At 72.8% G+C, this 18,307-nt stretch carries 16 protein-coding genes; 12 read left to right on the forward strand and 4 right to left on the reverse strand.

Features of this window, described 5'->3' with window-relative positions; all coding sequences use genetic code 11:
• Positions 1–133: 133 nt before the first annotated feature.
• The 9 genes from ACYVOM_RS13530 (at position 134) to ACYVOM_RS13570 (ending at position 10,288) form a co-directional block, all read left to right on the forward strand.
• Positions 134–1,426 carry a flavin-containing monooxygenase gene (locus ACYVOM_RS13530; protein ID WP_460303669.1) on the forward strand — a complete coding sequence of 431 codons (1,293 nt, stop codon included), beginning with the start codon at positions 134–136 and terminating at the stop codon, positions 1,424–1,426.
• On the forward strand, positions 1,423–1,863 hold the full coding sequence (locus ACYVOM_RS13535; protein WP_460303670.1) for a RidA family protein: 441 nt from the start codon (positions 1,423–1,425) through the stop codon (positions 1,861–1,863). The genes ACYVOM_RS13530 and ACYVOM_RS13535 overlap by 4 nt, the downstream gene beginning before the upstream one ends.
• Complete coding sequence (locus tag ACYVOM_RS13540) at positions 1,860–2,528, forward strand: DUF1028 domain-containing protein (RefSeq protein ID WP_460303671.1); 669 nt, start codon at positions 1,860–1,862, stop codon at positions 2,526–2,528. Before ACYVOM_RS13535 ends, ACYVOM_RS13540 begins: the two co-directional genes overlap by 4 nt.
• Before the next feature lie 4 nt (positions 2,529–2,532).
• The gene (locus ACYVOM_RS13545) at positions 2,533–3,672 is read left to right on the forward strand and encodes a M20 family metallopeptidase (RefSeq protein ID WP_460303672.1); all 1,140 of its coding nucleotides are present in this window, start codon (positions 2,533–2,535) and stop codon (positions 3,670–3,672) included.
• A 91-nt stretch (positions 3,673–3,763) separates the two neighbouring features.
• Complete coding sequence (locus ACYVOM_RS13550) at positions 3,764–4,720, forward strand: LysR family transcriptional regulator (protein ID WP_460303673.1); 957 nt, start codon at positions 3,764–3,766, stop codon at positions 4,718–4,720.
• 188 nt (positions 4,721–4,908) lie between these two features.
• The gene (locus ACYVOM_RS13555; RefSeq protein WP_460303674.1) at positions 4,909–6,315 is read left to right on the forward strand and encodes a purine-cytosine permease family protein; all 1,407 of its coding nucleotides are present in this window, start codon (positions 4,909–4,911) and stop codon (positions 6,313–6,315) included.
• Positions 6,312–7,802, forward strand: coding sequence for an aldehyde dehydrogenase family protein (locus tag ACYVOM_RS13560; RefSeq protein WP_460303675.1), 1,491 nt, complete (start codon positions 6,312–6,314; stop codon positions 7,800–7,802). The genes ACYVOM_RS13555 and ACYVOM_RS13560 overlap by 4 nt, the downstream gene beginning before the upstream one ends.
• Complete coding sequence (locus ACYVOM_RS13565; RefSeq protein ID WP_460303676.1) at positions 7,795–9,372, forward strand: GMC family oxidoreductase; 1,578 nt, start codon at positions 7,795–7,797, stop codon at positions 9,370–9,372. Before ACYVOM_RS13560 ends, ACYVOM_RS13565 begins: the two co-directional genes overlap by 8 nt.
• Before the next feature lie 364 nt (positions 9,373–9,736).
• Positions 9,737–10,288: a hypothetical protein gene (locus ACYVOM_RS13570; RefSeq protein ID WP_460303677.1), complete on the forward strand. Its 552-nt coding sequence runs from the start codon at positions 9,737–9,739 to the stop codon at positions 10,286–10,288.
• Between the two features lie 55 nt (positions 10,289–10,343).
• On the opposite strand, the gene ACYVOM_RS13575 is transcribed toward ACYVOM_RS13570, so the two are convergent.
• From ACYVOM_RS13575 to ACYVOM_RS13585, 3 genes are all read right to left on the reverse strand, one after another.
• Entirely contained in the window at positions 10,344–11,042 is a 699-nt protein-coding gene (locus ACYVOM_RS13575) for a DUF2306 domain-containing protein (RefSeq protein WP_460303678.1), read from the reverse strand.
• 100 nt (positions 11,043–11,142) lie between these two features.
• Positions 11,143–11,805: a response regulator gene (locus ACYVOM_RS13580; protein WP_460303679.1), complete on the reverse strand. Its 663-nt coding sequence runs from the start codon at positions 11,803–11,805 to the stop codon at positions 11,143–11,145.
• Positions 11,802–12,932, reverse strand: a complete 1,131-nt coding sequence (locus ACYVOM_RS13585) for a sensor histidine kinase (protein ID WP_460303680.1) — start codon at positions 12,930–12,932, stop codon at positions 11,802–11,804. Before ACYVOM_RS13585 ends, ACYVOM_RS13580 begins: the two co-directional genes overlap by 4 nt.
• Before the next feature lie 300 nt (positions 12,933–13,232).
• On the opposite strand from ACYVOM_RS13585, the gene ACYVOM_RS13590 reads away from it, so the two are divergent.
• The 3 genes from ACYVOM_RS13590 to ACYVOM_RS13600 all read left to right on the forward strand — a co-directional run bounded on the left by ACYVOM_RS13590 (position 13,233) and on the right by ACYVOM_RS13600 (position 17,467).
• Complete coding sequence (locus ACYVOM_RS13590) at positions 13,233–15,176, forward strand: primary-amine oxidase (RefSeq protein WP_460303681.1); 1,944 nt, start codon at positions 13,233–13,235, stop codon at positions 15,174–15,176.
• A gap of 41 nt (positions 15,177–15,217) precedes the next feature.
• Complete coding sequence (locus ACYVOM_RS13595; RefSeq protein WP_460303682.1) at positions 15,218–16,867, forward strand: amidohydrolase; 1,650 nt, start codon at positions 15,218–15,220, stop codon at positions 16,865–16,867.
• A 96-nt stretch (positions 16,868–16,963) separates the two neighbouring features.
• Positions 16,964–17,467 carry a hypothetical protein gene (locus tag ACYVOM_RS13600; protein ID WP_460303683.1) on the forward strand — a complete coding sequence of 168 codons (504 nt, stop codon included), beginning with the start codon at positions 16,964–16,966 and terminating at the stop codon, positions 17,465–17,467.
• A gap of 37 nt (positions 17,468–17,504) precedes the next feature.
• Here the strand turns inward: ACYVOM_RS13600 and ACYVOM_RS13605 are convergent, their stop codons facing one another.
• Positions 17,505–18,206: a GNAT family N-acetyltransferase gene (locus ACYVOM_RS13605; RefSeq protein WP_460303684.1), complete on the reverse strand. Its 702-nt coding sequence runs from the start codon at positions 18,204–18,206 to the stop codon at positions 17,505–17,507.
• Between the last annotated feature and the right edge of the window lie 101 nt (positions 18,207–18,307).

Genomic DNA, 18,307 nt, shown 5'->3' on the forward strand with positions numbered 1-18,307 from the left:
CATCAAGGAAACAGATGGCTTGGGGCTACAACATCTGTTGGACAGGATGTGGGGCGGGGGGCGAGGATTCTGGGGCGGGTCACCGGGCCGGAAGGGCCGGTGGGGCGCGTTCGGAGTTGGAGGGGGAGACCAGGTGAGTCGGGAAGTCGAAGTCCTCGTCGTAGGAGCGGGGCAGGCGGGTGTGGCGATGAGCGAGCACCTGTCGGAGCACGGGGTGCCGCATCTCGTGCTGGAGCGCAGCCGTATCGCCGAGCGGTGGCGTTCGGAGCGGTGGGACTCGCTCGTGGCGAACGGTCCCGCCTGGCACGACCGCTTCCCCGGCATGGAGTTCCCTGACCTCGACCCGGGGGCGTTCGCCTCCAAGGAACAGGTCGCCGAGTACTTCGCCGCCTACGCCGAGAAGATCGGCGCGCCGATCGAGTGCGGCGTCGAGGTGACGTCGGTGCGCCGGAACGAGGGCAGGCCCGGCTTCCGGGTGGAGACCTCGGCGGGCCCGGTGGAGGCGCGTTACGTCGTCGCCGCGACCGGACCGTTCCAGCGGCCGGTGATCCCGCCGATCGTCCCCGACGGCGCGGTGCCGCTGCAGATGCACTCCAGCGGCTACCGCAACCCGGGCGGGCTGCCCGAAGGCGCCGTCCTCGTGGTCGGATCGGGATCGTCGGGCGTGCAGATCGCCGAGGAGATCAGGCGGGCCGGGCGGGACGTCTACCTGTCCGTCGGACCGCACGACCGGCCGCCGCGCAGCTACCGAGGACGCGACTTCTGCTGGTGGCTCGGCGTCCTCGGCATGTGGGACATGGAGACGCCGCCGCAGGGCGCCGAGCACGTCACCATCGCGGTGAGCGGGGCGCGCGGCGGGCACACCGTCGACTTCCGCGACCTCGCCGCCCTCGGCGTGCACCTGGTCGGCCGCACCGACGAGTTCGCGGACGGCGTCGTCACCTTCGCGCCGGACCTCGCCAAGAACATCGCGAACGGCGACGCGAACCTCATCGCCCTGCTCGACGAGGCCGACGCCTACGTCACCCGCAACGGCCTCGACCTGCCCGAGGAGCCCGAGGCCCGCGTGCTCGGCCCGGACCCCGAGTGCGTCACGGACCCGCTCGCCGCCCTCGACCTTGCCGCGGCCGGTGTCACCACGATCATCTGGGCGACGGGCTTCGCCGCCGACTACGGCTGGCTCCAGGTCGACGCCTTCGACGAGAACGGCAGGCCCCGCCACCGCCGCGGCGTCTCCGCCGAGCCGGGCGTCTACTTCCTCGGCCTGCCGTGGTTGTCCCGCCGCGGATCGAGCTTCATCTGGGGCGTCTGGCACGACGCGCGGCACATCGCCGACCACATCGGGATCCAGCGCGGATACCGCGCCCACGACGAAGGCCTGGGCGCGGTCCGCCCGGCCGCGACCCTGCTGGAGGCAGCGCAGTGAACGACCCCATCATCGCCGGCGGGCACACCCGGATCCGGCCGTTCAACACCCGCGACACCTACCCCGAGCAGAACCTCGACAACGACCTCTGCCAGGCCGTCGTCGCCGGGAACACCGTCTACGTGCGGGGCCAGATCGGGCAGGACCTCGACACCAGCGAGTCCGTCGGCATCGGCGACGTCGAGGCGCAGACCGAGCGCGCGATGGCCAACATCGACATGCTCCTGCGCGAGTCGGGCGCGAAGATGGAGCACCTGGTCAAGCTGACGATCTACATCGTCGACCCGCGCTACCGCGAAACCGTCTACCGGACGATCGGGCGCTGGACCCGGGGCGTCCACCCGATCTCGACCGGCCTCGTGGTGTCGGCCCTCGCGCGGCCCGAGTGGCTCGTCGAGATCGACGCCATCGCGGTGATCCCGGAGGGCGCGCGGTGACGTTCTCGATCCTGGCCACTGACGGCAGGGGAGCCGTCGGCATGGCCGTCACCTCCTCCAGCCCGGCCGTGGCCGCCCGCTGCGTCCACCTGCGGGCCGGGGTCGGCGGCGCGGCGTCGCAGAACGTGACCGACCCGCGCCTCGGCACCGAACTCCTCGACGCCCTGGAGATCGGCCTCGACGCCGGGGCCGCCCTCGACGCGATCGTCGGGCGGCACGAGCTGACCGAGTACCGCCAGCTCACCGTCCTGCGCCTGGATGGCGACGCCGCGGCCTTCTCCGGTGGCAAGGCGCTCGGCGTGCACCACCACAGGGCGGGCTCCGGGGTGGTCGCCGCGGGCAACATGCTGGCCGGCCCCGAGGTGATCGACGCCGTGGTCGAATCCTTCGAGGGCTCGACCGGTGACCTTGAGGAAAGGCTCCTCGCCGCTCTCGCCGCGGGCCTCGCGGCCGGCGGCGAGGAGGGCCCGGTGCACTCGGCGGGCCTGTCCGTCGTGCGCCAGGTCGCGTGGCGGGAGACCGACCTGCGGGTCGACTGGAGCGACGACCCGATCGGCGACCTGGGCGAGCTGCTGAAGGTGTGGCTGCCGCAGCGCGACGACTACGTGACGCGCGGCCTCAACCCGGAAGCCGCCCCGTCCTACGGCGTCCCCGGGGACGAGTGACGCCATGACCGAAGAACGCAGGACCCACGCGGCCCGGACCGTCGCCGGGGACGCCGAGCGGCTGATCAAGCTGTCCGAGCTGCTGCACGCCAACCCCGAGACCGCCTGGGAGGAGCACAGGTCGGCCCGCTGGGTCGCCGAGTCGCTCGCCGAAGCGGGCTTCGCCGTCACTCCCGCCTACCTCGGGCTGGAGACCGCGTTCCTCGCCACGTACGGGAGCGGGCCCTTCCGGCTCGGCCTCTGCGCCGAGTACGACGCGCTGCCCGGTCTGGGGCACGCGTGCGGGCACAACCTGATCTCCGCGATCACGGTCGGCGCGGCCCGCGCCCTCGCGCCGCTCGCCGACGCCGCGGGCCTGACGATCGAGGTCTACGGGACGCCCGCCGAAGAAGGCGGCGGCGGCAAGATCGAGCTGCTGGAGCGGGGCGCGTTCGCCGGGCTCGACCTGGCGATGATGGCGCATCCGGCCCCGGTGGACGTCGCCGAGGCAGAGCCGTTCGCGGTGTCGCACTCCCATGTCACCTACCAGGGCAAGGGGGCGCACGCGGCGGCTTATCCCGAGCAGGGCGTCAACGCCGCCGACGCGTTCACCGTCGCCCAGGTCGCGATCGGCCTGCTGCGCCAGCAGCTGCCGCACTCGGTGCGCGTCCACGGCGTGATGACGAACGGCGGGGAGGCCCCGAACGCGATCCCGGCCCGCACCGAGGGCCGCTGGTACGTCCGGGCCGAGAGCCTCGACCAGCTCGCCGCGACCGAGGAGAAGGTGTGGCGGTGCTTCCAGGCGGGAGCGCTGGCCACCGGCTGCGAGCTCGACATCACCCCGGAGAGCAAGCCCTACGCGGAGTTCCGGACCGACGCGCGGGCGCTGCGCGCCTATGTGGCGGGCGCCGAGCGGCTGGGCCGGGTCTTCGACCGCGACTCGCCCGCCCGCCGGATGAACCGGGCCTCGACCGACATGGGGAACGTCTCCCAACTGGTGCCCGCGATCCACCCCTATGTGGGCATCCGATCGCTTCCGGCGCTGAACCACCAGCCGGAGTTCGCCGCCCACTGCGTCGGCGGGGACGCCGAGAAGGCGATCCTGGACGCCGCGACGGCCCTGGCCTGGACGGCCCTCGACGTGGCCGCCGACACCGCCCGGTAGCGCGTCCCCCTTTGGCCTCCCGCCCGTGATCGTCAACGGAGCCGATCACGGGCGGGTCCGAGCACCGCCCCGGAGCGGGCAGGATGGCAGGGTGAAAGCCCCGTCGTTCACCCTGGTGCAGCTGCGCTACTTCGCCGCCGCGGCCGAACTGGGCAGCATGACCGCCGCGGCCCGCGAGCTGGTCGTCTCCCAGTCGGCGGTCTCGACCGCCGTCGCCCAGCTGGAGAAGGAGCTCGGCGTCCAGCTCCTGCTGCGCCACCACGCCCGCGGCCTCGCCCTGACGCCCGCGGGACGGGCCTTCCACACGAAGCTCCGCGAGTTCCTCGCGCACAGCCAGGAACTCGCCGACACCGCCGCCAACGCCGGGAAAGAGCTGGTCGGCACCCTCGTCGTGGGCTGCTTCGACACCCTCGCACCGTTCTGGCTGCCGCACCTCGTCACGAAGTACGCCGAGCACCACCCTGCCGTGAGCGTCGAGGCGCTGGAGGCCGAGCACGCCGTCCTCAAGCAGAGCCTCCGCTCCGGCGCGTGCGAGATCGCCCTGATGTACTCCTACGACCTCGACGAGGACTTCCAGTCCGTCCGCGTGGGCTCGGCGCCCCCTTACGTCCTGCTCCCGCCCGGCCACCCGCTGGCCCCGCGGACCAGGATCCACCTCGCCGAGCTGGCCGAGGACCCCGTGGTGATGCTGGATCTGCCCCACACCTCGTCCTATTTCCACGCCCTCTTCCGCGAGGTCGGCGTCGAGCCCCGCGTCCGCCACCGCACTGCGGGCTACGAGACCGTCCGCTCGATGGTCGCCGCGGGCCACGGCTACGCGGTCCTCAACCAGCGCCCCGCCCACGACCACACCTACGGCGGCGGAACCGTCGTGACGGTGGGCCTCGCCGACGATCTTCCGGCCCTGGACGTCGTCGCCGTGCGCATGAGGCAGGCGAGGCTCACCCGCAAGGCCGAGGCGTTCGGCCAGGTCTGTCGCGAGGTGGGGGACCTGCTCGGACGGGCCGCCATTCGAGAATCAGATGCGGGCCATCGGAAGAACGCATGACGCGTCATCGGGACGCCACGGACGGGGCCCGCGGCGCCCCTTCTGTTAACCCTGTGTTTCGCGAGCGGAGATAAGTAACCGCGGGGTTTCTGCATCGGTTTTGTTGATGTAGATGCTCGAATTATCATGCTCGACAGATTGTGGCTGGTGGCACAGTGTTTACCGTGTCACCGTGCACGAGGAGAGCTATGAACACTCAAGCGCCGCCGAAGGATGAGGCACTGGAGATCCGGACGATCGAGCAGATCCCGGTCACCGAGCGGCATGGCCGCGCGTCCCAGCTGTTCACCATCTGGTTCGGGTCGAACATCATGCTCCTGACGATCGCGACGGGGCTGCTGTCCACGCTCGTCTTCGGGCTGTCGATCCCGTGGGCCATCGCGGCGCTCGTGCTGGGCAACGTGGTCGGCGGCGTCGTCATGGCGCTGCACGCGGCGCAGGGCCCGCAGATGGGCGTCCCGCAGATGCTGCAGACCCGGGCCCAGTTCGGCTCCCGGGGCTCGCTGCTCGTCGTGATCATCGTCGTCGCCATGTACACGGCGTTCTTCGCCTCGAACATGGTGCTGGGCGGCCAGGGCCTGGCCAGCCTCCTCGGGATCAACGAGACCCTCGCCATCGTCCTCATCGGGGCGATCTCCACGGCCGGCGCGATCTTCGGCTACAAGGCCATCCACGCGATGGCCGGGATCATGTCGGTGGTGGCCGGGGCGGCGCTCGTCGTGGCCTTCGTCATGCTCTTCGGCTTCGTCGACCTCCCCTCGGGCACCTGGTCGGCGGGCGGCTTCACCTGGGCCGGCTTCATGGGCACCGTCTCCCTCGCCGCCCTCTGGCAGATCGCCTACGCGCCCTACGTCTCGGACTACACCCGCTACATGCCGCGCGACACCGGCGTGAAGGCGGCGTTCTGGGCGACGTACTGGGGCTGCGTCCTCGGCTCGATCATCCCGATGATCTTCGGCACCGTCCTCGGCGCGGCCTTCCCCGACCTCGACACCGTCTCCGCGGTCCGCGAGGGCGCCGGAGGCGCGGGCGCGATCGTGCTGCTGGTCTTCGTCGTCGGCATCGGCACGACCAACGCGATGAACCTTTACTGCGGCACCCTGTCCGTCCTCACCATCGGGCAGACGCTGCGGCCGAAGTGGGAGCCCCGCTCCGGCGCCCGGACCGTCGTCGCGCTCGTCCTGTTCGCGGTCGGCCTCGGCATCGCCCAGCTCGGCAAGGGCGACTTCCTCACGAACTTCGTGAACTTCATGATGCTGCTGATGTGCGCGCTGGTGCCCTGGACCGCCGTGAACCTCGTGGACTACTACTTCGTCCGGCACGGAGACTACGACATCGACGCCCTGTTCCGCGCCGACGGCGGCCTCTACGGCGCCTACAACGTCCCCGCGATCGGCTGCTACGTCCTCGGCATCCTGATCCAGGTCCCGTTCCTGTCGAACGCCCTGTACGTCGGGCCGGTCGCCGAGGCGCTGAACGGCGTCGACATCTCCTGGATCGTGGGCCTCGCCCTGATCAGCCCCCTCTACTACTTCTGGACCCGCGCCACCCGGCCTGCCGTGGTCCCCGCCGCCCTGGGAGTTGAGCGCGCGTGACCGAGCGGACCCACGAAGACTGGACCGCGCTGGCCGCGAAGATCGCGCCGCGGACCGCCGCGTGGATCGGCGGGCCCGTGCCGGCGCTGTCCGGGGCGACCCGGACGACCGTCAACCCGGCCACCGGCGCGGTGCTCGCCGAGGTCGCCGAATGCGACGAACGCGACGTCGACGCCGCGGTCGCCGCCGCCCGGCGCGCCTTCGAGGCGGGGGCCTGGTCCACCGCCTCGCCGCGGGAGCGGGCCGCCGTCCTGCACCGGATCGCGGGGCTCGTCGAGGACCACGTCGACGAACTCGCCCTCCTGGACAGCCTCGACGCCGGCAAGCGCATCATCGACACCCGCGCGATCGACGCCCCCGGCTCGGCCGCCATCCTCCGCTGGTACGCCGAAGGGCTCGACAAGGTCTACGGGGAGGTCGCGCCCACCGGCGGCGGTGACCTCGCCGTCGTCACCCGCGAGCCGCTCGGCGTCGTCGCCGCGGTCGTGCCGTGGAACTACCCCCTCGAAATGGCCATCTGGAAGATCGCCCCGGCGCTCGCCGCCGGCAACAGCGTCATCCTCAAGCCCGCCGAGGACTCCCCGCTCTCCGCGCTCCGCCTCGCCGAACTCGTCGCCGAGGCCGGGATGCCCGAAGGGGTCTTCAGCGTCGTGCCCGGCGCCGGACCCGTCGTCGGGCAGGCCCTGGGACGGCACGCGGGCGTCGACGTGGTGACGTTCACCGGGTCCACCGAGACGGGCCGGCTCTTCCAGCAGTACGCCGGGCAGTCCAACCTCAAGCAGGTCTGGCTGGAGGCCGGGGGCAAGAGCGCCGTCGTCGTGCTGGACGACGTCGCCGACCTCGACCTCGTCGCGGACGGCGTCGCGGCGGGGATCTTCACCAACACCGGGCAGGTCTGCTCGGCCACGTCGCGGCTCGTCGTGCAGCGCGGCGTCGCGGACGCGCTGATCGAGCGCGTCGTCGCCCGGGCCGCCGCGATCACCGTCGGCGACCCGCTCGACCCGGCCACCGGCATGGGGCCCGTCGTCAGCGAACGGCAGGCCGCGCGGGTCCTCGCGCTGATGGAGACCGGCGCGGCGGAGGCCCGGGAGGTCCACGGCGGCGGGTTGGTGGCGGGCATGCCCGCGCCGACCTACGTCCGGCCGCAGGTGCTGCTGGGCGTCGACCCGGCCGCGCGCATCGCGCAGACCGAGGTGTTCGGGCCCGTCCTGTCCGTGCACGTCGTGGACACCGTGGACGAGGCGGTCGCCGTCGCCAACGGCACGCCCTTCGCCCTGGCCGCCGGGCTGTGGACCGACGGCCTGAGCCGCGCCCACTCCGTCGCCCGCCGGCTGCGCGCCGGGACGGTGTCGGTGAACTGCGTGGACGCCCTCGATGTCGCCACGCCGTTCGGCGGCTTCGGCCAGTCCGGATACGGCCGCGACCTCTCGCTGCACGCGCTGGACAAGTTCACCGGCCTGAAGACCACCTGGATCCACCATGGCTGACCGGACCTCGTTCGACTACCTGGTCGTCGGCGGCGGCACGGCGGGCTCCCTGCTCGCCACCCGCCTCGCCGAGCAGGGCCGCGACGTTGCCCTGCTCGAATGGGGCCCGTCGGACGAGCACGAGCCCCGCGCCCGCGAGCTGCGCCGCTGGGACGAGATGCTGGAAGGAGAGTACGACCTCGACTACCGCAGCGAGCCGAACCTCCGCGGCAACTCCCACATCCGGCTCGCCCGGCTGCGCATCCTCGGCGGGTGCTCCACCGCCAACACGATGATCTCCTGGCTGCCGCCGCGCGGCGACCTGGAGGAGTGGGTGAGGCTCGGCGCGGAAGGCTGGGACCCGGACACGATCCTGCCGCTCTACGACAGGCTGCGCACGCCGATCCAGCCCGTCGCGGAGGCGGACCGGAACCCGTACGTCGCCGACGTCGTCGCGAGCGCGGCCGAGGCGCTGGGCGTCCCGGTGCAGGACCGCTGGAACGACGGGCGCATCGACGCCTCGCCCAACGGGACCGGGTTCTTCGAGGTGGGCTACACGCCGGAGACGAACCTGCGGGCGTCGACCTCGATCCACTACGTGCACGCGGCCCGCGCGCAAGGCCGCGGCCCGGAGGTCCTGACGGGCCTGCGCGCGGTGCGGATCCTCTTCGCGGACGGACCGGACGGCCCGCGCGCCGTCGGCGTCCGGGTCCGCGACACCGAAGGCGTGGAACGCGACCTCCAGGCCATGGCCGAGGTCGTCCTGTGCGCCGGGGCCATCGACACCCCGCGGCTCCTCCAGCTCTCCGGAGTCGGCCCCCGCGACGTGCTCCAGGACGCGGGCGTCCTCGTGGTGCACGACCTCCCGGGCGTGGGCGAGAACCTCCAGGACCATGTGGAGGGCCTCGTCGTCTGGGAGGCCGCGAAGACGCCGCCCACCACCTGCGCCAGCGGGTGGGACGCCGGCGCCATGCTGAGCCTCGACGAGAACGGCGAGCCCGGCGAGGGCGACGGCCGCCCCGACGTCCTCATGCACTTCCCCGTCGAGCCGTGGGCCGTGCACGCCGAGCGGTACCTGGCGGAGGCCGGCGCGCCCCCGATGCCCGACGCCACCCTCGCGATCGCCCCGAACGTGGCCCGCCCGCACAGCCGCGGCCGTGTCTGGATCCGCTCCACCGATCCCGCCGCGCCCCCCGCGATCGACTTCCGCTCCTTCACCGACCCCGAAGCCCACGACGAGGCGATGCTCGTCGCGGGCGTCCGCCTGGCCCGCCGCATCGCCACGGCCGAGCCCATGCGCTCCTGGGTCGGCCGCGAGGTCTTCCCCGGCCCCGAGGTCACCTCCGACGAGGACCTCTCCGCCATCGCGCGCGCCACCCACCAGACCGTGTACCACCCCTCCGGCACGTGCCGGATCGGCACGGCAGGGGATCCCGCGGCGGTCGTCGCCCCCGACCTGCGGGTCCACGGCGTCTCGGGTCTCCGCGTCGCCGACGCGTCGGTCTTCCCCACCCTCACCTCGGTGAACCCGGTCGTCACCGTCATGCTGGTGGCCGAACGCGCCGCCGATCTCATCGGCTCCGACGCCTAGGAACCGTCCGAGTCGGGTCGGCCGCCGCCGTCATCGCCTTCCTTCTGGCGATCCTCCAGGCCCCCGCCCAACGGCGGGGGCCTTCCTGTCGATGTGAGCACCTCGATGTGGGCGCCGGGCCGCGTCCGCCCTCGTCGTACCGCCCGCCAGAACGGGCGTTTTGCATCAGAAGGAAACGTTTGGACTCATGTCTTGACAGGGGAGTGCGCGAAAGGGTCTTCTAGTCCCACGCTGCGAAACCTTGTTTCCCCCATCGAAACGCGAGGCGGGCGCGGTGCTCGCGGGCCGGTTGGGGGTGGCGGAGGGCGCGCGGCGTGCTTCCGTGCACGTCACCGTGACCTGCACGCGACAGAAGGAGCGGTTCATGTCGACCAGCCCGAAGATGAAGGGCCGCACGGCCCTGCGCGGCCTCACCGTCGGCGCCACTGCGGTCGTCCTGGCCACCGCGGGTCTCGGCAGCCTCCCCGCCTCGGCCGGCACCGGCACCGTGGCCTACGACTGCGTCATCTTCAACACTCACTTCGCCTACAACGCCAAGATCACCATGAAGGGTTCGGCGAAGCGCTCCGTGGGCGACACGGTGACGATCACCGCGGACCTCTCGCCGCTGCCCGGCGTGTCCCCGGTCGCCGTCGACTCCTGGAAGACCACCGGCAAGTTCACCCTCTCGGGCGCGCAGAAGGGCTCCGTCAGCGTGTCGGGGCCGAAGAAGAACGGCCCGGTCAAGCCCAAGGCCAAGATCCCGCTCGGCAAGGTGACCGGCAAGGTGAAGCTGAAGAAGGCCGGCAAGGTCTCCGTGACCATGGGCACGCTCAAGATCACCGCGTCCGCGCTCGGCTCGTCCGTCGCGATGCCCTGCACGCCCAAGAAGGGCAAGACCCTGCCGAAGCTGCTGCAACTGACCGTCAAGCGCTAGCGGCCCGGCGTCACCGGCACGTCATCGGACCGGTGCGGTGCGATCGGCGCACGGCTCAGCGGCCGGACGCGCGGGCGGTGCCTCGCACCGCCCGCGTTCCCCCACCCGGCCGCAGCCGGGTCCGGATGAGCCACTCGCCGACCCCGAGGTTGATGAGCCACGCGGCGGCCATCAAGACGGCCTTGGCGAGCTGACCGGGCGGGCCGACGGTCAGGATCCAGGGGAGCTGGGTGAGGGCCTGGGTGCCGGCGCCCATGCCCAGGGCGTAGGCGCGGATCATCCAGGCGCGGTGGCCGGCGAGGTCGCGGCGGCGGACCGCCAGGTAGCCGAGGACGATCGAGGCGGCCATGGCCGAGGCGACCGCGAGGCGGATGCCGCTGAGGAGGTCGCCGACGTCGTCGGGACGGGGATAGAACAGGGTCATCCACAGCGCGGAGAGCGCCACGACCAGACCGCACGGGACCAGGATCCGGCCCGCCCGGCGGTGCCAGGCGGGCCTGCGGCGGCGGAATCCCGGCGCGAACTGGAACGCGCCCAGCACGCCGTAGACGATGACGCCGAAGATGTGCGCCACGACGGGCGCCGGAGAGGCGAAGAACCGGGCGTTCGCCGGAGTGATCTCCGCGCCGACGACCAGCTGCGTCAGCCGGACGACGCCGGCGATCACGGGGATCGCGATGAGCAGGATCAGCGCGGTGGGCACGAGCCGGTCCGCCCGCGTGGCCGAGGGCCGTTCCGCCTTGGTATCGGTCATGCCCCGATCGTCGCCGTCGCGGGGTTCGCGGCGCATCGGCGCAAGGACCCGGACCGGGACGCCGATGGTGCGAAGGGCGGTCGTACTTTCGGCGCCGGGGTCAGCGGGACCTGCCGCGCCCCATCCGGTGCGTCTCGTAGGCCCAGATCGCGATCTCGACCCGGTTGCGGGCGCCGAGCTTGGCCATCAGGTGGGTGACGTGCGTCTTCACCGTGCTGAGCGTGACGTACAGCTCGTCGGCGATCTCGCTGTTCGTCCTGCCGCGCGCCACCGCGGCGAGGACCTGCTCCTCCCGCTCGGTGAGCTCCTCGACCAGGGGCGCAGGCCGCGGCCCGGCGTCGGCGAACGCCGCGAGCAGCCGCGCGGTGACCTTCGGCGCGATGAGCGCGTCGCCCTCCGCCGCGGCCCTGACCGCCTGACCCAGCAGATCGGGTCCGGCGTCCTTGAGCAGGAACCCCCGCGCACCGGCCCTGAGCGCGGCGTACACGTACTCGTCCAGGTCGAAGGTGGTGATGACGACCACGGGGAGCGGATCGGCCACGTCAGGTCCGGCGAGGCGGCGGGTGGCCTCGATGCCGTCCATGCCGGGCATCCGGATGTCGAGCAGGCACACGTCGGGACGGAGCCGCCGGGCGAGCTCGACGGCCCGCCCGCCGTCGGCCGCCTCGCCGACGACCTCGATGCCGGGCTGGGCGTCGAGGATCATCCGGAGCCCGGTGCGCACGATCTCCTGGTCGTCGGCGACGACCACCCGCAGGCTCATCCGTCCCAGCCCGCTCTGGGCAGCACCGCGCTGACGGTCCAGCCCCGTTCGGGATCCGGCCCTGCCGTGCACGTCCCGCCGAGGAGCTGCGCCCGTTCGATCATTCCGATGAGCCCGTATCCGGGCGCCGTGCCGGGCCGGATCAGGCCGGTGTCGCCGTCGTCGCTGACCCGCAGCCGCACCAGCGCGTCGTCGGCGGCGACGCGGACGGAGACGCGGGTGGCGTTACGGGCATGCCGCCGCGCGTTGGTGACCGACTCCTGCGCCAGCCGGTAGACGGCCGCCGCGACCGGCGGGGCCAGCTCGTCGAGGTCCCCGGAGATCCTCACCTCGACGGCGGGTCCGGTCCGCGACCCGTCGGCGAGCCGTTCGAGATCGGTGACGCGCGGGCTCGGCGACAGGTCCGCCGGAAGGTCGTGCCGGAGCACCCGGACCATGGCGCGCATCTCGGCGAGGGTGGCCGAGGCCTCGCGCTCGATCACGCGGAGCGCCTCCGTCGCGGCTTCGGGGTTCGACGGGGCCGTCGCCAGTCCTGCCTGGGCCCGGATCGCCATCGCCGAGACATGGTGGGCGACGGTGTCGTGCAGATCGCGGGCCAGCCGTTCCCGCTCCAGCATCTTGACCTGGTCGAACTCGCGCGCCCGCGCCCCCGCCCGGTACCGCAGCGCGCCGCCCAGCGCCATCGCCGCGCACAGCACGGCGAGCGCGCCGACGAGGTCCGCGGCGCTGTCCTCCCCGGTGACGAGGACCTTGCCGAACACGATCACCAGCCCGATCGCGGCCTCGCGCCCCGACCCCCACCGGAACAGCGCGTACGGCAGGAGCACCAGGAACACCATCGTGTGCAGCCCCGGCGGCTCGCCCCGCGTGGCCGCGGCCGCGAGCCCGCAGGCCCCGAACGCGATCGCGACCATCGCCAGCGGCCTCGTCCGCCGCCACAGCAGCGTGGGCACCAAGGCGACGGTGAGCACCACCGAGACCGTCCGAAAAGGCACGTCCGCCCGCAGCGCCCCCTCCAGCACCGCGACGGGCACCACCAGCCCCACGAGCACCCGGTCCCGCCACACCCGCCCCGGCGGCAGACCCGGCCGAGGCTCATTCCAGACCGAACGCAAGAAGGGGGCCACGGCCCCATCGTAAGAGCCGCCCACCCCCACCGGATCGTCCCAAAGGACGACCTCGGGGCGGCCCGCCGCAAGCCGGTCCACCCGGGACTCCGGCATCGGCGCACGCCACGGTCACGATTATTGATGGTGATCGTCAGGGAACCGATTCGGTCTGCATGTTAAAGCCTTGTTACCAGGGGTTGCGTAGATCCGGCGGGGTCGGCATTCTTTGATGTGAGCATCAAAGAATTCTCCGGGCCGGGTCGGCTCCCGGCGTTGCCGCGGGAGCCGCAGGGTCCGGACGACGTCGCAGGAGACCCGATGAACCACCCGCTTGACCGCCTCAGCCGCGAGGAGATCGCCCGCAACCGGGAGCTGCTCGACGCCGCCGGACTCGTGACGGCGCACACGCGGTTCACGCTGGTGGCCCTGCACGAGCCCGCGAAGGCCGACGTGCTGGCGTGGCGGGCCGGCGACCCCGTCGACCGGCGGGTCCGCTCCCTCCTTCTGGACCGCGCGAGCGGCGAGGCACGGGAGGTCGTCGTGTCGCTCACCGGCGGCGAGGTGGTCGCGCAGCGGGTCGTGGACGTCGTCGCCGAGGGCCAGCCGCCGATCCTCCTCGAGGAGTTCGCGCTGGTCGAGGAGATCCTCTGGAAGGACGCGGCCTGGGCGCGGGCCATGGAGCGGCGCGGGATCTTCGACCCGAAGCGGGTTCGGGTGTCGGCGCTGAGCGCGGGCTGCTTCGACATCCCCGGCGAGGAGGGGCTCCGCCTCGTCCGCTGCCTCGCCTTCCTCCAGAAGGGCCCCGACGACAACATCTGGGCCCACCCGATCGACGGCGTGGTCGCCTACGTCGACCTGATCGCCGGACGCGTCCACGACCTCATCGACGAGGGCCCCGTCCCGATCCCCGAGACGTCGCACGACTACCACCTCGACGACCCGGCCCGCCCGCCGCGCACCACCCAGAAGCCCATCGTGATCACCCAGCCGGAAGGCCCGAGCTTCACCGTCGAAGGCGACGTCGTGACGTGGGAGAAGTGGCGCTTCCGCATCGGCTTCAACCCGGTCGAGGGCCTCACCCTCCACGAGATCGGCTTCCAGGACGGGGAGGAGATCCGCCCGATCGTCTACCGCGCGTCCGTCGCCGAGATGGTCGTCCCCTACGGCGACCCGGGCCCGATCCGCTTCTGGCAGAACTACTTCGACGCCGGCGAGTACTCGCTCGGCAAGGAGGCCAACTCCCTCACCCTTGGCTGCGACTGCCTCGGCGAGATCCACTACTTCGACGCGGTCCTGCACGACGACGACGGGAACCCGCGCACGATCGGCAACGCGATCTGCATGCACGAGGAGGACTCCGGGGTCCTCTGGAAGCACACCGACGGCTACAACGGCAGCGTCTCCACCCGCCGCCAGCGCCGCATGGTCGTGTCGTTCTTCATCACCGTCGGCAACTACGACTACGGCTTCTACTGGTACCTCTACCTCGACGGCACGATCGAGCTGGAGTGCAAGGCGACCGGCATCGTGTTCGCCTCCGCCTACCCCGGCCCGCTCCCTGACGGCTCGGAGTACCCGTGGGCCAGCGAGATCGCCCCCGGCATCGGCGCCCCCTACCACCAGCACCTGTTCTCCGCCCGCCTCGACATGATGGTCGACGGGGTCGAGAACGCCGTCGACGAGATCGACGTCAAGCGGGTGCCGATGGGCCCGTCGAACCCTTACGGCAACGGCTTCACCCGTCAGGCGACGCGCCTGCGCCGCGAGTCCGAGGCCGCGCGCCTGGCCGACGGGGCCCGCGGCCGCGTCTGGCAGATCAGCAACCCCGGCTCGCGCAACGCCCTGGGGCAGCCCGTCGCCTACACGCTGCACCCGGAGGGCCTGCCCACACTCCTCGCCGACGACGCCTCCTCGATCGCCCGGCGCGCCGCGTTCACCCGCAAGCACCTGTGGGTCACCGCCTACGCCGAGGACGAGCGGTTCCCGTCGGGCGAGTACGTGAACCAGAACGACGGCAGCACCGGCATCGACACCTGGGTGAAGGCGGACCGGGACATCGACGGCACCGACATCGTCGTCTGGCACACGTTCGGCCTCACCCACTTCCCGCGCCCCGAGGACTGGCCGATCATGCCGGTCGACCACACGGGTTTCGTCCTGAAGCCGACCGGCTTCTTCGACGCCAACCCGGCCCTCGACACCCCGGCTCCCCGGGCCGCCCACGCGGCGCCCGGATCGTCCTGCTGCGCCTCCGGCGAGTGAGTCCGCGTGAGGCACGTCCCGGAACTGGAGAGGACATCGGTATGAGCGCCGCACAACCCGACCTGATCGTGGTGAACGCCCAGGTCCACACGGCCGAGCAGGGCATCACGTCGGTCGCCGTAGCGGGCGGGCGGATCAGTGCCCTGTCCCGGGAGCCCCTGCACGCGCTCGCCGGGTCGCGGACCGAGGTCGTCGACGCGGGCGGCGCGACGCTGCTGCCCGGCTTCACCGACGCGCACGTGCACCCGCTCGCCGCGGGCGCGCAGCTCCTCAGCTGCGACCTGGCGCGGCTCCCGCACTCGCCCGACCGCTACCGCGAGGCGATCCGCGCCTACGCCGAGGCACGCCCCGACGCGGCGTGGGTCAGCGGCAACGGCTGGTACGGCGACACGTTCCCCGGCGGCCTGCCCGACCGGCGGTTCCTCGACGAGATCATCCCCGACCGTCCCGCGGTCTTCTTCAGCCACGACGGCCACGGCGTCTGGGTGAACACCCGGGCACTGGAGCTCGCCGGGATCGACGACCGCACCCCCGATCCCCGGGGCGGCCGGATCAACCGGGACGAGGACGGCGTCGCCACGGGCGTCCTGGTGGAGCGGGCCGGAGACCTGGTCAGCGACCTGATGCCGCCGCTCACCGAGGACTTCCTGGAACTGGCCTTCCTCGCCGCGCAGCGCCATCTGCACGAGGTCGGCGTCACCGGCTGGCAGGACGCGTGCCTCGGCCCGCTGTTCGGCATGCCCGACCCGCTCCCGATCTACCGGCGGCTCGCCGGGGACGGGCGGCTCACCGCGCGCGTCGTCGGCGCGCTGTGGTGGGAGGCGGGCGACGGCCTCGCCCAGCTCGGCTCGCTGGAGGAGCGCCGCGCCGCGAGCACCGTCGGACGCTTCCGCGCGACGACCGTCAAGGTGATGCAGGACGGCGTCTGCGAGAACTGCACCGGGGCGATGCTCGCGCCCTACGCGGGCGGGAACCACCACGGGACGTCCTCGGGCCTGTCGTTCATCGACCCGGCCGAACTCGCCGAGATCTGCCGGGAGCTCGACGCGCGTGGATTCCAGATCCACCTGCACGCCGTCGGCGACCGGGCCGTCCGCGAGTGCCTTGACGCGCTGGAGTCCGCCCGCTCCGGCGCCGACCTCCGCCACCAGATCGCCCACCTCGACGTCGTCGACCCCGCCGACGTGCCGCGGTTCGCCGAACTCGGCGTGATCGCCAACATCCAGGCGCTGTGGGCCCGCCGCGACAAGGAGATCGTGGAGCGCAAGCTCCCGCTCCTCGGCCCTGAGCGCGAGCGGATGCACTTCCCGTTCGGCGCGCTGCACCGGGCGGGCGCGCGGCTGGCGATGGGCAGCGACTGGCCCGTCACCGACCCGAACCCGCTCTGGGCGATCCACACCGCGGCGACCCGCCTCGGCGTCCCGGAGGATCCGCATTCCGTCGGCGAAGGGGTGTTCACCGAGCCGCTGGAGGCACGCCAGGCGATCGACTTCCGGGTAGCCCTCGACGCCTACACGGCGGGCTCCGCCTACGCCAACCACGCCGAAGGTGAACTGGGCTCGATCAAGGTCGGCCACCTGGCGGACCTGGCGCTGCTGGACCGTCCCATCCTGGACGGCGGCGCGGGGGTGACGGCGGCCCGGACGGTGCTCACCCTGGTGGAGGGGCGGCCGGTGCACGACGCGCGATGACGGACCGGCGGGCGGGCCTGACCCCGCCCGCCGCCGCACCGCCCGCCCGCCCGCCGCATCGCCCCGGACCCGAGGACTCCAGGAAGAGGCCGTCCCTTGCACTCCACGCTCACCCTCGCGGCGTCCCTGGTCGGCTGCCTTCTGGCGCTGGCCCCCGCCTTCCTGCCCGCCACGCCCCGCGGCGACCGCTGGCCGCACGCCGCCATGGCGCTCGGCATGGCGGCGGGCCACCTCGGGACGGCGCTCCCGGCGTGGTCCGGCGTCCTGATCCTGCTGGCCGCAGGCTGGGTCTGCGGCTCGCCCCGCCGCCGCGCCCTGAACGGCGGCCACACCCCCGACTTCGTCATCATGGCGGTCCTGGTCACCCTGACCGCCGTCGGCGGCCACCGCGCACCGGTCGTCGGCGCCGCGCCCCACGCGCACGGCCTCGACGTCCTGGCCCCCCTCTCGATCCTCCTGGCGACCGCCTGGACCGTGTTCCGCCTGGCCTCCGCCGCAGCCGACCTGCGCGCCCACCAGGCCTCCCGCCCCTCCTGCGCCCCCCACCTGTGCTCCGCCGGCATGGCCGGGTCCATGGCCCTCATGGCCACCGCCCACTGACACGCCGCGCCGGGTCGGGCCTTCGGGCCGTCCGGCGTCAGGGGGTGGTGAAGCCGCGGAAGGTGACGGGCTTGCGGTGGGTGAAGCCGAGGCGCTCGTAGAGGGCGATCGCGCCGGTGTTGGCGGCGGCGACGTGCAGGAAGGGGCGCTCGCCTCGGCCTGCTATGCGGGCGGACAAGGCGCGGACGAGGCGGGCGGCATGGCCTCGGCCCCGGGCCTCCGGGGCGGTGCACACGGCGCTGATCTCGGTCCAGCCCGGGGGACGGAGGCGTTCGCCCGCCATGGCGACGAGGACGCCGTCCTCGACGATGCCGAGGTAGGCGCCCATTTCGTGGGTGCGCGGCCAGAACGGGCCCGGGCCCGTGCGCTGAGTGAGGGCGAGCATCGCGGGCACGTCGGCGGGGCCCAGTTCGACCACGGCCGGGTGGGGGCCCGGGTCGGGGTCGGTGGGGCCGACCATCTGGAAGCCCTCCAGCGTGAACACCGGCTCCCAGAAGGCGGGCGGGAGCGCGGGGCAGCTGAACATGTCCGCGAAGGCGCCGCGGCCCAGCAGGTGCGCGAGGTCGGCCCAGTCGGCCGCGTCCGCGTCCGCGGGGACCGACGAGAACGTCGCCACGCCCGGCACGTAGGTGAAGGCCCGCCCGTGCCGGCGCGCGAGGTGCGCGTGGTGGCCGCGGAGCGCCTCGCCCACCGGGTCTTCGAGCGCGCCGACGTCCTGGACGCTGTCCTGATCGAGCATGGAGCGTTACCTCGGCCTTCCCCGACTCTTCCTGCGATCCCTGCATCTTGCAGCATCGCCCGTCCGTCCCGGCGACCGGGAACCGGCCGGGCGGCGGCGGC

Source organism: Actinocorallia aurea (assembly GCF_054783995.1).